We start from the raw sequence: 12,680 nt of genomic DNA, 5'->3' as shown, positions 1-12,680 counted from the left end.
ATCCGACATAAAAGAGGAATCACTATGCTGCAAGTCAACGATCTAAACCAATACTACGGCGGGAGTCATATTCTGCGCGGCGTCTCCTTTGAAGCAAAAATAGGGGAAGTCACCTGCCTGTTGGGGCGCAATGGCGTGGGAAAAAGCACGTTGCTGAAATGCCTGATGGGGCTGATTCCGGCGAAGTCCGGCGCGGTAAACTGGCAGCAAAATAACATCACGCAGCGTAAGCCACACCAACGCGTGCAGGCGGGTATTGCTTATGTTCCGCAGGGGCGTGAGATTTTCCCGCGCCTGACGGTAGAAGAAAATCTGCTGATGGGGCTTTCGCGTTTTGCCGGGCGTGATGCGAAAAATGTCCCGGAAGATATTTATCAGCTTTTCCCGGTCTTGAAAGAGATGAAACATCGCCGTGGCGGTGATTTATCCGGCGGGCAACAGCAGCAACTGGCGATTGGTCGGGCTCTGGCCTGCAAACCACAGCTATTAATTCTCGATGAACCCACCGAAGGTATTCAGCCCTCGGTGATTAAGGAGATCGGTCAGGTTATACGAATGCTTGCCGCCAAAGGTGATATGGCTATTTTGCTGGTGGAGCAGTTTTATGATTTTGCCGCAGAACTCGCTGACCACTATTTAGTGATGTCACGCGGTTCGATTATTCAACGTGGCGCAGGGGGAAATATGGAAAGCGACGGGGTTCGGGGCCTGGTGGCGATTTAACGCTCCTTGTCGCCACTTAACAAGTCCACTAACAACGCAATCTCTTGGTCCACCACATTCCTCTCTTCATTGACCATGAGATAAAGCTGTGTGGTTCGACGGGCACCCTGGACTAGTGGCAACGGCAATAATTCACCTGAGGCAAGTAATGGCTGGATGTGTTCCTCTGGCAGCCAACCGTAGCCTACGCAATGGGCTACGGCTTCAATTGCGGCTTCAATAGCCGTGAAAGTCCAGTTTTCTGCTGCGGCAAACTGGCGGCTATGAAGTTGTTGCTGAACACGATCGACAATTTCAATTAATGGATAGCGGGCTAAATCATCGCGACTAAAGGGGGCAGGGAGCTGCCACAAGGGATGCTCTTTATGAGCAACAGCAACAAAGGTGACGCCCATCAGCGCTTTTCCTCGCATGGCGACATCTTCCGTCTGAGTCACTAAGTACACATCCGCTTCGCGCTTTTTTAAGTCTGACAAACGTTCGCTACGCAGGACTTCCGTGAGATGAACCTGCGTCATCGGGTAAGTTTGCTGAAAATGGCGCAATGCACTGAATAAGAAGGCTTTGGGGAAAATACTGTCTACGACTAAATCCAGACGCGCACGGTCTCCACGCTTTAATGCCGACGCACGATTTTCTAGCGCATGAAAACTCTGGAGCAAAGGCTGTGCCTGGGCTAAAAGTTGTTGTCCTTCTGGCGTAAGTTCAGCCTTGCGCCCGACAATGGTTAGCAACGATACGCCCAACCGCTCTTGCATCAATGTAAGCTGATAACTCAGAGAGGATTGGCTCCGGTTAAACTCCTGCGCCGCCCGCGCAAAGCTTCCATAATTGACAACGGCCTGGAGCAACTGCCATTGCTCAAGTGTGGTTTTCATGGCCATAAACCCATCGAATTTTTAAATGTATTTGTACCAATAATAGCGTTATTTATCGAATGAGCACATGGCTATACTCGATTCATCAAATGAAAAGGAGATAAATCATGAGCAACTTTGATAAACACGATTTGAGCGGTTTTGTAGGAAAACACCTTGTCTACACGTATGACAACGGTTGGAATTATGAAATCTACGTCAAAAATGCCACGACTCTGGACTACCGTATTCACAGCGGGATTGTGGGTAATCGCTGGGTAAAAGATCAAAATGCTTATATCGTTCGCGTTGCCAAAGCGGTGTATAAAATTTCCTGGACCGAACCCACAGGAACCGATGTCAGCCTTATGGTGAATCTGGAAGATAAAATTTTCCACGGGACGATATTTTTCCCGCGTTGGGTTATCAATAATCCGGAAAAAACAGTGTGTTTTCAAAACGAACATATTGCTGAGATGGAAGCCTATCGTGATGCGGGCCCGGCTTACCCAACAGAAGTTATTGATGAATTTGCAACGATTACCTTTGTTCGGGATTGCGGTGAAAATAATGATTCGGTGATCAACTGTCCTGCCAGCCAACTGCCCGCTGATTTCCCTCAAAATCTGTAACGTTCTCTGAGCTTATAAGCCGTGCCAACCGGCACGGTTTTCAAACGAGGATGATTATGTAAAAGTAACTGCCCTGTGATCCTCATTTACCCGGCGGTTTACCTTGACTGACTCAAGTAACGAATTTCAACAACCCATTGGCAATGCGCTACCGGATTGGCAGCCATGCCCGCGCCCGCAGCGCGTGGTTCTGGAAGGGCGTTTTTGCCGTCTGGAGCCGCTGGCAACCCACCATACCGCAGCGTTATGGTCGGCGTGGCGTTCCGCTCAGGACAGTCGCGGCTGGACGTATTTGAGCGTCGGGCCGTTTGCTGATTCACACCAATTTTCCGCTTTTATTGATAGCGCTGCCCAAAGCCGCGACCCGCTGCATTACGCGGTGGTGGATGTGCAAAGCGGAAATGCGCTGGGCACGCTTTCACTGATGCGTATCGACCCGGCTAACGGCGCGGTGGAAGTTGGATTCGTGATGTATTCCCCGCGACTACAGCGTACCGTTCAGGCTACCGAAGCCCATTATCTCCTGATGAAGTATGCGTTTGGTTTGGGTTATCGTCGTTATGAGTGGAAATGCGACAGCCTGAATGGGCCGTCACGCCATGCCGCGATTCGCCTTGGTTTCCGTTACGAAGGTCTGTTCCGCCAGGCTGTGGTGTATAAACAGCGCACCCGTGACACCGCGTGGTTTTCTATTCTCGATAGCGAATGGCCGCTCATCGGGCAAGCTTTTGAAACCTGGCTCTCCGTTGAAAATATGCCTGACGGTGTGCAAAAACAGGGGCTAGTGCAGATTCGTGAGAGTCTGGTGAACAACCGTTCTGGCGTTTCACGCAACATGGCGCAAGTCAGAGCGCTTGAAGCTCGCGATTACGCCCAGTGGGCCGTGCTTTGGCAAGGTTATCTGACATTTTATAATGCACAACTTCGCGATGAGATTACGCAACTGACATGGGCTCGTATGCTTGATGCCCGCGAACCCATGTTTGCTCTCGGCGCGTTTGATGAGCAGGGGAAAATGTTGGGTATTGTGCACATGGTTTACCATCGTGGCACCTGGTCTGCGGAAGATCATTGTTATCTTGAGGATCTGTTCACCGCGCCAGAATCACGCGGAAAAGGCGTAGGGCGAGCACTCATCGAAGCGGTTTATCAGCATGCTCAGGCGAAAGGCTGTGAGCGGGTCTACTGGCATACTCATGAAACCAATGCGGCAGGCCAGGCGTTATACGATACGTTAGCGGATAAGCCTGGATTTATTCAGTACCGTAAGATATTGAAATAATGTTAATTGGCGGGTGGATAAGCGCAAGCGACATCCCCCGCTTAATCGGCAAACACGGCCTGCGGTTTCACCGCTATTCCTCTCACCACCATCCAATACGCCAGCGCGATGGCGACCATCAGCACAACAAACAGCATATAAGGCGGCAGCCAGGTCAGCATTAAACCGGTGAACAGCGGGTTACATGCGCCGCCTAGCCAGCCGAGTTGTTGTGCCGAGAAGTAACTGGCTTTCAGTCCGGCCGGAGCGATGTTGTCCACCAGCATATATTCACCCGGCGCATAAATGAGCTCGCCCAGGGTAAATACCGCCGCAGAGATCCCCCACAAAACCAGGTTATCCCCCGAAATCATAAAGCCGCCCAGTCCGCAGATAAAAAATAGCGTGCCGTAAGCCATCAATTTTTGAATGTTGTCCGGGCGAATACGTTTCCCGACAACATACTGGAAAACGACCACCACAAACGCATTCACCGGCAGCACCACGCCCACCACTTTTTGCGCAAGGTCGGAATCAGAAATCGCAATCGCGTACTGCGATAAACAGGCGGCAAAAGAGCCAAATACTAAAGATCCGAGAAACGCCGAGCAGGTGAAATACATCAGCGCTTTATCTTTAAGCATCTGCCGAGGCGAGAGCACCACGTTATTATTTTGCAGCGTTTCGCTTACCGGCACGCTGTGTACGTAACGGCTAATCACTATAAAAGGAATAATTGCGGTTAATGCGGATAACCAGAACGGCAGATTTGTGCTGTAGAGCACCGCCAGCGTGCCGATTGGCGGCCCAACCGTCCAGCCGATATTGGCGAAGGTATAGTTGAGCGAAAAGATTTTCGGTTTCTGGTGAATTTCCAGCGTGTCGGAAAAATAGCCTTTCAGAACGGTAGCAAAGACCGAATATGCACAGTTAATAAGCGAATAAAATACCACGACGAGAGTGGCGTTATTAACCAGTGGGATCGCGACAAACCCGCCAAGGAAAATAATCACAGAAAGCAGCATATATCTCTTTTTGTCGAATTTATCCGCCAGAATGCCGAACCACAGGCTGAAAACCACGCCTGCGGTAAGCGCAATCGTCAGCGCCATCCCGATCTCTTTTAGCGGCATGCCAAACTGCCGTGAAAGATAAATGGTCATAAACGGCAGCGTTAACCCTCTGCCAACGGTCAGGAGCAATGAGGAGAGAAGTAATACGCTGATAGAGAGTTGCTTGCCAGAAAAACGCGTTGTTAGAGAAACCATTCTGTTGTGTTTTATAGTCTTTATTAGCAGTGACTTTCAGATTTAGCATGAAGAATCAGCAAAGTATAGAGCGCGACACCTGCCATTTTTGGCTGTACCGACAGATAAAAATGCGATCTGTATCTATTTTCAGATTGGGTATAGTCTTAGATTTTAACAAAATTGCAATATTTACAGGGGCAGGGTATGACGCGCAAAGATGGACTGCTGGCGATGCTGGTGGTGGTAGTTTGGGGGCTGAATTTTGTCGTGATTAAAATGGGGCTGCATAATATGCCGCCGCTTTTACTGGCAGGTTTACGCTTTCTGCTGGTGGCGTTCCCGGCGCTGCTTTTTGTTGCCCGACCTAAAGTTCCCTTTCGCCTGCTTGCCGCCTACGGTCTGACGATAAGCTTTGGGCAGTTTGCCTTTCTCTTTAGCGCGATTAAGTTTGGTATGCCCGCAGGGCTTACCTCCCTGGTGCTTCAGGCTCAGGCCTTTTTCACGATTATTCTTGGCGCGATAGTTTTTCAGGAACGTCTGCAAGGTAAACAGCTCGCGGGAATTGCGCTTGCGGTGATCGGTGTGTTGGTTTTGATTGAGGGCAGCCTCGGCGGGCAACATGTGGCGCTGCTGGGCTTTATGCTGACGCTTGCGGCGGCATTTAGCTGGGCGTGCGGGAACATCTTCAATAAAAAGATTATGCAGCTTGAATCACGTCCGCCGATTATGTCTTTGGTGGTCTGGAGCGCCCTCATTCCGGTGCTGCCTTTCTTTGCCGCAAGTTACCTGCTGGATGGCCCGGCATTGATGTGGCAAAGCCTGATAGCCATTGATATGACGACGATATTGTCGCTGGTTTATCTGGCGTTTGTGGCGACCATTGTCGGCTATGGCATCTGGGGAAGTTTGCTTGGACGATACGAAACCTGGCGTGTTGCCCCGTTATCATTGTTAGTGCCGGTTGTGGGGATGGCAAGTGCCGCGTGGTTATTGGGCGAAACGCTGTCTTTCACTCAGATGGCTGGTGCGGTGCTGATTATGGCGGGTTTGTATATCAATGTTTTCGGACTGCGGGTGCGTAGGGCGGTGGCGAATTAAGACGGGTAGCCCCTTGTAAATCGTTATTTGAGGGGCTTACAGAAACTCTTAGGCTAAATCACTTCAGGGTAGTAGCGAAGAGTTTTTGTATTTGCTCCTCAACATGGGATATTTCGATTTTATTCATACACGCAAAAATATTCCTGTGGAGACAATTATTCATTGAGAATAGGTGCTCATGCTCTTTTTTACATCCTGCGTAATAGCCATGCATCCCGCAGGGTTGAGCAATACAAGCTGATTTTTTATAGATGATTTTTTGTCCTGGATAGGTCATGCATTCAGATCTTGAACTGCCAATGAGTACAATAACGTTCTTCGCGCCAACAGCAGCAGAACCATGAACTAAAAAACTATCCAGGCAAACGCCAGCAAAACTGTGTTTCGTTATGGCTAATGATTGTAATAATGTGAATTCCGTATTGCTCAAATCAATAAAATCAAAAGAAATAGACAGCCGCTCCATGAGTTTTAACCAGTTCTCCGCACTCCAATCTCTATTTCGTGAAGTGGTTTTAGACTGAAGCCATATTACAGGTTTTTTATATTTAGAAAGTTCCTTTATTGCAAATGAGTTATCTGCGACACTAAGATGGATGGTGGGTATAATTATGGGTAATGTTAAACCGAAAGATGCTTCTGCCATTTCTAGCATATGTAAATAACTGGCTCGATAGGGTTTGCTATTATGAGGCCTTCTGGCTGTGTATTCCCGCAAATCCAGATCAATCTGACTGTGGTTGTCTACATCATGCAATATGATCCCTGGTATATGAGAGACCAATTCTGGATGCCTGGCGAAAACATGGATCTCGTCGAAACATTCACTTTTAATTAAACTGAGTATCACTCCAGTGCTTGCGACTGTGCAACCAAGTGAATCGGGTAATCTGATATTAATCATTCTTCACCTCTTATTTTAGTTCGAGATTAATAATTTTCTCATCCGCCAATATACGAGAGACTTTGAATTCACTAACTGGATTGAACACAATATACATTTCATTACTGCCAAATGATTTTGCTTTAGTTATGCTAACCGCAAGATCCTCTTTGTTTTTAAAACACAAGAAACAAGGAATCATTCCTTGCTCAGTAATAGTTTTTATATATGAAGGTACATCTATATAATCCAGAGTAGAATCCATTATAACAAAACAGAAAATATCTTTTGATGAGGCTAGGCAACTGGCAATATTATTTTTTATATAACCTAAATCAGACATCGCAGATTCTACATGCCTTCTTGTCTTTTCCGCCACCAGGTGAGGTGTATTAATAACTCTTGACACGGTCATCAGGGAATACCCCGTCTTTTTTGAAACGTCCTGAAGCGTAGTTTTGTATGAGTTTGATTTCACAATAAACACCAAGTTTAGTAAATCAGATTTGAAGGTTAACGTCCCTACATAGAAATTTTTTATCGCCAATAAAGTAAGAACGATTTGTACTTGCCTGTGATTTTATATTTTTATCCCTATTAGTTTATGATGGTTGTCACAAATATAAACGTCAGGAGAGTTAATTTCTTTGTTTTTATTAGAGTTATTAATATTACTTATGTGTGGTGGTTATTTATTTGGCAGGGGAATCATTAGCGCCAGGCTATAAATAAAGGGATGTGTATTAATGCCATGAGTGTCATTCAGTAACATTTTTTTAATGACAAAAGAGGGAAGGAGAGATGAATTAAGACGGGCGGGTGAGTTAATCAACCCGCCAAACAGCAGAAATTAATTTGTGCTTTCGTGGTAATACGGCGTGCCCAGCAGCTCCGACTTATCACCCATCGTATGGCTGTTATCGCCACGGTTGTCCGATGGAGGGATGATCATGCCGCTGTGGTTGGTTTGCGTGGCCATAAAATTACCTGATTGCTCCGCCATGACGTTTGCGGAAGCCAGAATCAGAAGCAGGCTCGCAGCGGAGAGTAAACGTTTCATAAATCCTCGGTGTCTGCTTACACAGACGGTTGCATAGCATGTGTTAAATTTTAATGATTGATCGGATGAATATACTTTCCTTCGCCACCTGACCGCGCGACGCGGTAGCGATGGGGAGGCACAGAAAAGTAGTTCTTAAACGTGCGGGTGAGCGTCTGTTGAGACTCAAACCCGTACCGTTCTGCTAAATAGAGAATCGGTTCATTACTTTCTTTTAGCTTCAGTGCGATCTCAGTCAATTTGCGATTTCGGATGTATTGACCTAATGAATGGCCAGTCTCTTTTTTAAACATCCGTTGCAGGTGCCACTTTGAGTAGCCCGAACGCTGCGAAACCTTCTCAAGAGACAGAGGGTTTTCCAGGTTCTCTTCAATCCAGTCCAAAATGCTTTGAATGGTTATCGCGTCATTGTTCCGTCTGGACATCGTTTCACCTCTTTTCAGGTTTTACGGCAATACCTTCGTCAGCAGTTGATAAAGTGTATTTACTTCATCTGCTGTCAGGTTTTTTGTTAATTCTTGATGCAGTGTCTGCCCCACGAGTTGGTGGCATTTTTCACACAACGTTTTCCCTTGCGGGGTCAGTCGTACCAGCACACCACGTTTGTCGTTGGGATTGGGCAAACGCTCGATCCATCCCTTGCACAACAGGCGGTCCAACATGCGTGTTAAAGCACCAAGATCCACTGATAACGCTCTTTTCAGCTCTACCGGCGGCACACACTCCTCGCAATAAATCGTGCAAAGCACCTTAAATTGCGTGGCGGTAATATCCAGCGGGGAGAGATGATCGTTTAGCAGACGATCCTTATGTTGATTAACCATATGGATCAGTCTTCCGAGCGGAATGACTTCGTTAAACAGATCGCTTGTGTTTTTCACGATTGTTGCCCAGGCAAGTATATTTAATCACGGCAGATATTATTGCCCAGGCAACCATAAGTCAATGTGATGATTTGGTGATGCCACGAATAGCTAAAACGGGTCAATTTTTAACATTGATACAATTCTGCTAACGAAAGGCCGGGGGGTAGGCTGCTATACTTTCAGCGCAAAATATCACCGGAGTTGGGAAATAAGGAAAGAAGATGATGGAATTGGTGAAGGCTATTGGGCTTGGATTAGTGGTGTTGCTGCCGCTGGCGAATCCCTTGACCACGGTAGCGTTGTTCCTCGGGCTTGCCGGAGATATGAACAAAAAAGCGCGGGATAAAACCGCGCTAATGGCGTCAATAAACGTATTTATCATCATGATGGTTGCCTATTACGCCGGGCAGGTAGTGATGAACACCTTTGGTATTTCGATACCCGGTTTACGTATTGCGGGCGGGTTGATCGTCGCGTTTATCGGTTTCCGCATGTTATTCCCGCAGCAAAAGGCACACGAATCACCGGAGGCGCACAGCAAAGCGGAAGAACTGGAGCAAGAGCCTGACACGAATATCGCGTTTGTGCCTCTCGCCATGCCGAGCACGGCGGGGCCTGGCACCATCGCGATGATTATCAGCTCGTCATCAACCATTGAGCACGGCGTGGATTTTGCCAACTGGATTGTTCTGGTGGCACCGCCGATCATTTTTGCTCTGGTAGGGATTATTTTGTGGGTGAGTTTACGCAGTTCCGGCGCCATTATGCGGCTGGTAGGCAAGAGCGGTATTGAAGCGATTTCCCGTTTAATGGGGTTCTTGCTGGTCTGTATGGGCGTGCAATTTATTATTAACGGCGTACTGGAAATTATTACTCAGTTCCCGGCGCATTAAAGAGAAACAGGGCAGCGGTTATCGCCGTTGCCCTGTAAAAACCATTAATGGCTGTGCTGCTCTTCAAGTGACACCGGCCAGCGGCGGAAAATTAACACCGAGCCAACCAGGGCGAACAGCGCGGGAACCGCACCGACCAGCCCGATACTCGACATCTCATAATGCAGGCTGACCTGATTTCCAACCAGTGCACCCGCACCAATCCCGATATTAAAAATCCCCGAGAATAACGACATCGACACATCGGTCGCGTCCGGTGCCAGGGTCAGGACTTTAACCTGCATCCCGAGCGTAATCACCATGATGGCGATGCCCCAGAACAGGCACAGAATCGTCAGATTGACGGTGTTTTGCGCCGCAGGTAACAGTAACGCAAGGCAGAGCACTAACAGGCCGATGGCCCCGCTGACCAGCGTCGAGGCGTATTGGTTGCCCAGCTTGCCGAACATCACGCTGCCGATAATCCCGGCCCCGCCAAGCACCAGCAGCAGGAGCGTTGCCATATTGGCACTCAGCCCCGCAACACTTTGCGCGAACGGTTCAATATAGCTGTAAGCGGTGTAATGCGCGGTGACGACCACGGCGGTCAGGGCATACAGGCAGACCAGCGCCGGGCGGCGAAACAGCAGCGGCAAACTTTTCAACGAACCAGAGTGTTCGCTTGGTAATTTCGGCAGAAGTTTGATCACGCAGAACAGCGTTATGGCGGCGATCACCCCGATGGCGAAGAACGTGGTGCGCCAGCCAAAATACTGCCCAACCACGCGCCCGAGCGGCAAACCCAACACCATCGCAAGCGCAGTACCGGTCGCAATCAAACTCAGCGCCTGGGCTTTTTTCCCGGCCGGAGCCATACGAATTGCCAGAGAAGCCGTGATCGACCAGAAAATCGCGTGGGCAAAAGCGATACCTATCCGGCTGATAACCAGCACGGTAAAGTTCCAGGCCACGAAAGAGAGCACGTGGCTGGCAATAAACAGTATAAAAATGCTGATTAAGAGGCGCTTACGTTCGACCTGGCTGGTCATCAACATAAACGGCAATGACATGAGCGCCACCACCCACGCATAAATCGTCAGCATGATGCCGACCTGCGCGGTTTCCATACCAAAACTGTTCGCGATGTCAGACAGCAAACCGACGGGCACAAATTCCGTGGTATTAAAAATAAAGGCCGCAACCGCGAGCGTAACGACGCGTAGCCACGCCGTTTTGCGTGAGACGTTGTTGATTGTCATAAATAGATAGCTTTCGCGTTGATAGAAAAAGGTTTGGAGAGCAGGCGATCATAAAACCATCAATCCGGCCATACAACCTGTTTTGTGAGATAACTCGCATTTATTTATGCAGGAAATCCTATATCTCATGGCATGGTAGTTTCCATTGACCCCCATACGGTGAAAAGCGATGCAGGAAATTGATTTCTATATGGTAGATGCGTTTACGGACGCCACCTTCGGCGGTAACGCGGCGGCGGTCTGCCCGCTGACGGAATGGTTGCCGGATGAAACGCTCCTGGCCATGACGCGGCAGCATAATCAGTCGGAAACGGCATTTTTTGTGACCACCGATAACGGCTTTGAACTGCGCTGGTTCACTACGCAAGGGGAGATAAATCTCTGCGGCCATGCGACGCTTGCCTCCGCGCATGTGATTTTTGAATATCTCAATTACCCGGAAACCACCATTCACTTCGAGACGCGATTCGTGGGGCCGCTGACCGTGACGCGCAGCGGTGACTGGCTGACGCTCGATTTCCCGGCAGCAGGCAGTGAGCCGGTTGAGCCGCCGCAGGCCTTGCTGGATTCGCTTGGGATTGGTGAGTATCAGGAAGTGCGTTTAGGCCGCAATTATATTGTGGTGCTTGATTCCCAGCAGCAGGTTGAAGCGGTAAAGCCCGATATTCCACTGATGCTCACCCTTAACCAAAAAGTCTGTATCACCGCAAAAGCGGATAGTGACGAGTATGATTTTGTCAGCCGTTTCTTCTCCCCTGCGGCGGCGCTCACCGAAGACCCCGTCACGGGTTCAACGCACACCATGTTGATTCCTTACTGGGCTGAACGGCTGGGTAAAACCCGGCTGAACGCGCGCCAGGTTTCAAAACGCGGCGGGGATTTACGCTGCCAGCTAATGGGCGACAGAGTGCTGATCGCCGGACAGGCAACCACTTATCTGTCCGGCAAAATATTTCTGTGCCGCTAAGACGCCTGTTCGAGTAACCCGATAAACGCCTCCAGTTGTCGGGTTTTGGCCCCGCGCCGCCAGATAAGCCACGTATTCAGGTAGCGCCATTCGGCGGGCAGCGGGGAGAGAGACACCTGGTGGCTACCGGGCATACTTTCCAGCATGCTGCGCGGCATCAGCGCGATGCCCGCTCCGGCTATCACGCACGCCAGCATTCCGTGGTATGACTCCATTTCATGAATTTTCCCCGGTAAAGATTGCCCCGCGTGGAACCAGCTTTCGAAATGTCGACGATAAGAGCAGTTTGCGCGAAACGCATAGAGGTTTGCGCCGCTCACTTCTCTGGCATCCGTAATAACGGCGCGATCGGCGGGGGCGACAATCACCATCTCTTCTTCGTAAACGGCGATGCCCTCTAACGACGGATGCAGTATTGGCCCGTCGACAAACGCGGCTGAGAGTCGGCCATCCAGCACACCGTCAATTTGATCCCCCGATGGACCGGTTGCCAAAGACAGTTGGATTTTGGGGAAGCGTTGGTTAAACATCGCCAGCACGCCAGGAATACGCACGGCGGCGGTGCTCTCCAGCGACCCAAGCGTCAGAGTGCCTTGCGGCTCGTCGCCAGAAACCGCCATCCGCGCTTCATCCACCAGGGCCAGGATCCGCTTGCTGTAACTCAAGAAACTATGCCCAGCCGGGGAGAGGCGTAAACGCTGGTTTTCACGGATAAACAGATCCACGCCGATATCAGCTTCAAGCTGTTTTATCCGCGTGGTGAGATTGGAAGGGACGCGGTGAACCTTTATGGCCGCCGCGCTGATACTGCCGGTTTCCGCCACCGCGTTGAACATTTCAAGCTGCGTGAGATCCATAGGGCTTTCTCGTTTCGTGAATGAATCGCTCATTATTATTCATTTTTCATGATTGTCACGCCGGTTTAAGGTGAACGCATCGACAAAAGCAGGAG

General features: G+C 49.4%; 15 protein-coding genes and 1 pseudogene. 7 read left to right on the top strand and 9 right to left on the bottom strand.

Annotated features, from left to right (window positions below):
* Positions 1 to 24 precede the first annotated feature (24 nt).
* Positions 25 to 723, top strand: a complete 699-nt coding sequence (urtE, locus tag AB1E22_RS20495; RefSeq protein ID WP_367597059.1) for an urea ABC transporter ATP-binding subunit UrtE — start codon at positions 25 to 27, stop codon at positions 721 to 723.
* On the opposite strand, the gene AB1E22_RS20490 is transcribed toward urtE, so the two are convergent.
* Entirely contained in the window at positions 720 to 1,607 is an 888-nt protein-coding gene (locus AB1E22_RS20490; RefSeq protein WP_437178398.1) for a LysR family transcriptional regulator, read from the bottom strand. The two genes, urtE and AB1E22_RS20490, sit on opposite strands and share 4 nt — an antisense overlap.
* Positions 1,608 to 1,705: 98 nt before the next feature.
* Between AB1E22_RS20490 and AB1E22_RS20485 the strand changes: the two genes are divergently transcribed.
* The 3 genes and pseudogenes from AB1E22_RS20485 (at position 1,706) to AB1E22_RS20475 (ending at position 3,494) form a co-directional block, all read left to right on the top strand.
* Complete coding sequence (locus tag AB1E22_RS20485; protein ID WP_367597420.1) at positions 1,706 to 2,212, top strand: phenolic acid decarboxylase; 507 nt, start codon at positions 1,706 to 1,708, stop codon at positions 2,210 to 2,212.
* A 103-nt stretch (positions 2,213 to 2,315) separates the two neighbouring features.
* Positions 2,316 to 3,011, top strand: a pseudogene (locus tag AB1E22_RS20480) (GNAT family N-acetyltransferase); the annotation flags it as partial.
* Between the two features lie 36 nt (positions 3,012 to 3,047).
* Complete coding sequence (locus AB1E22_RS20475; RefSeq protein ID WP_367597419.1) at positions 3,048 to 3,494, top strand: GNAT family N-acetyltransferase; 447 nt, start codon at positions 3,048 to 3,050, stop codon at positions 3,492 to 3,494.
* A 41-nt stretch (positions 3,495 to 3,535) separates the two neighbouring features.
* On the opposite strand, the gene ydeE is transcribed toward AB1E22_RS20475, so the two are convergent.
* On the bottom strand, positions 3,536 to 4,741 hold the full coding sequence (ydeE, locus tag AB1E22_RS20470) for an efflux MFS transporter YdeE (protein WP_367597057.1): 1,206 nt from the start codon (positions 4,739 to 4,741) through the stop codon (positions 3,536 to 3,538).
* 186 nt (positions 4,742 to 4,927) lie between these two features.
* Between ydeE and eamA the strand changes: the two genes are divergently transcribed.
* The gene (gene eamA / locus AB1E22_RS20465; protein WP_367597056.1) at positions 4,928 to 5,821 is read left to right on the top strand and encodes an O-acetylserine/cysteine exporter; all 894 of its coding nucleotides are present in this window, start codon (positions 4,928 to 4,930) and stop codon (positions 5,819 to 5,821) included.
* 58 nt (positions 5,822 to 5,879) lie between these two features.
* On the opposite strand, the gene AB1E22_RS20460 is transcribed toward eamA, so the two are convergent.
* The 5 genes from AB1E22_RS20460 to marR all read right to left on the bottom strand — a co-directional run bounded on the left by AB1E22_RS20460 (position 5,880) and on the right by marR (position 8,645).
* Entirely contained in the window at positions 5,880 to 6,725 is an 846-nt protein-coding gene (locus AB1E22_RS20460) for a glycosyltransferase family 9 protein (protein WP_367597055.1), read from the bottom strand.
* Between the two features lie 10 nt (positions 6,726 to 6,735).
* Positions 6,736 to 7,182, bottom strand: coding sequence for a LacI family DNA-binding transcriptional regulator (locus tag AB1E22_RS20455; RefSeq protein ID WP_367597054.1), 447 nt, complete (start codon positions 7,180 to 7,182; stop codon positions 6,736 to 6,738).
* A 372-nt stretch (positions 7,183 to 7,554) separates the two neighbouring features.
* The gene (marB, locus tag AB1E22_RS20450) at positions 7,555 to 7,764 is read right to left on the bottom strand and encodes a multiple antibiotic resistance regulatory protein MarB (RefSeq protein ID WP_367597053.1); all 210 of its coding nucleotides are present in this window, start codon (positions 7,762 to 7,764) and stop codon (positions 7,555 to 7,557) included.
* A gap of 50 nt (positions 7,765 to 7,814) precedes the next feature.
* Positions 7,815 to 8,189 carry an MDR efflux pump AcrAB transcriptional activator MarA gene (marA, locus tag AB1E22_RS20445; protein ID WP_367597052.1) on the bottom strand — a complete coding sequence of 125 codons (375 nt, stop codon included), beginning with the start codon at positions 8,187 to 8,189 and terminating at the stop codon, positions 7,815 to 7,817.
* Positions 8,190 to 8,210: 21 nt separating this feature from the next.
* Entirely contained in the window at positions 8,211 to 8,645 is a 435-nt protein-coding gene (marR, locus tag AB1E22_RS20440; protein WP_367597051.1) for a multiple antibiotic resistance transcriptional regulator MarR, read from the bottom strand.
* A 206-nt stretch (positions 8,646 to 8,851) separates the two neighbouring features.
* Between marR and AB1E22_RS20435 the strand changes: the two genes are divergently transcribed.
* Complete coding sequence (locus AB1E22_RS20435) at positions 8,852 to 9,523, top strand: MarC family NAAT transporter (protein WP_367597050.1); 672 nt, start codon at positions 8,852 to 8,854, stop codon at positions 9,521 to 9,523.
* Positions 9,524 to 9,567: 44 nt separating this feature from the next.
* On the opposite strand, the gene AB1E22_RS20430 is transcribed toward AB1E22_RS20435, so the two are convergent.
* On the bottom strand, positions 9,568 to 10,761 hold the full coding sequence (locus AB1E22_RS20430) for a sugar transporter (RefSeq protein ID WP_367597049.1): 1,194 nt from the start codon (positions 10,759 to 10,761) through the stop codon (positions 9,568 to 9,570).
* A 169-nt stretch (positions 10,762 to 10,930) separates the two neighbouring features.
* Here AB1E22_RS20430 and AB1E22_RS20425 point away from each other — a divergent pair, with 169 nt between their 5' ends.
* Entirely contained in the window at positions 10,931 to 11,728 is a 798-nt protein-coding gene (locus AB1E22_RS20425) for a PhzF family phenazine biosynthesis protein (RefSeq protein ID WP_367597048.1), read from the top strand.
* Here the strand turns inward: AB1E22_RS20425 and ptrR are convergent.
* The gene (ptrR, locus tag AB1E22_RS20420) at positions 11,725 to 12,585 is read right to left on the bottom strand and encodes a putrescine utilization regulator PtrR (RefSeq protein ID WP_367597418.1); all 861 of its coding nucleotides are present in this window, start codon (positions 12,583 to 12,585) and stop codon (positions 11,725 to 11,727) included. The two genes, AB1E22_RS20425 and ptrR, sit on opposite strands and share 4 nt — an antisense overlap.
* Positions 12,586 to 12,680 lie beyond the last annotated feature (95 nt).

The organism is Buttiauxella gaviniae, from assembly GCF_040786275.1.
Lineage (GTDB): Bacteria > Pseudomonadota > Gammaproteobacteria > Enterobacterales > Enterobacteriaceae > Buttiauxella > Buttiauxella gaviniae_A.
Note: the sequence above shows the minus strand (reverse complement) of the source record. Positions and strands in the feature narration are given on the sequence as shown.

What these genes read in the sequence shown, in the direction of transcription:
- urtE (WP_367597059.1), top strand. Translation starts at nt 25, where the DNA reads ATGCTGCAAGTCAACGATCTAAACCAATACTACGGCGGGAGTCATATT.
- AB1E22_RS20490 (WP_437178398.1), bottom strand. Translation starts at nt 1,607, where the DNA reads ATGGCCATGAAAACCACACTTGAGCAATGGCAGTTGCTCCAGGCCGTT.
- AB1E22_RS20475 (WP_367597419.1), top strand. Translation starts at nt 3,048, where the DNA reads ATGGCGCAAGTCAGAGCGCTTGAAGCTCGCGATTACGCCCAGTGGGCC.
- ydeE (WP_367597057.1), bottom strand. Translation starts at nt 4,741, where the DNA reads ATGGTTTCTCTAACAACGCGTTTTTCTGGCAAGCAACTCTCTATCAGC.
- eamA (WP_367597056.1), top strand. Translation starts at nt 4,928, where the DNA reads ATGACGCGCAAAGATGGACTGCTGGCGATGCTGGTGGTGGTAGTTTGG.
- AB1E22_RS20460 (WP_367597055.1), bottom strand. Translation starts at nt 6,725, where the DNA reads ATGATTAATATCAGATTACCCGATTCACTTGGTTGCACAGTCGCAAGC.
- marB (WP_367597053.1), bottom strand. Translation starts at nt 7,764, where the DNA reads ATGAAACGTTTACTCTCCGCTGCGAGCCTGCTTCTGATTCTGGCTTCC.
- marA (WP_367597052.1), bottom strand. Translation starts at nt 8,189, where the DNA reads ATGTCCAGACGGAACAATGACGCGATAACCATTCAAAGCATTTTGGAC.
- AB1E22_RS20435 (WP_367597050.1), top strand. Translation starts at nt 8,852, where the DNA reads ATGATGGAATTGGTGAAGGCTATTGGGCTTGGATTAGTGGTGTTGCTG.
- AB1E22_RS20430 (WP_367597049.1), bottom strand. Translation starts at nt 10,761, where the DNA reads ATGACAATCAACAACGTCTCACGCAAAACGGCGTGGCTACGCGTCGTT.
- AB1E22_RS20425 (WP_367597048.1), top strand. Translation starts at nt 10,931, where the DNA reads ATGCAGGAAATTGATTTCTATATGGTAGATGCGTTTACGGACGCCACC.
- ptrR (WP_367597418.1), bottom strand. Translation starts at nt 12,585, where the DNA reads ATGGATCTCACGCAGCTTGAAATGTTCAACGCGGTGGCGGAAACCGGC.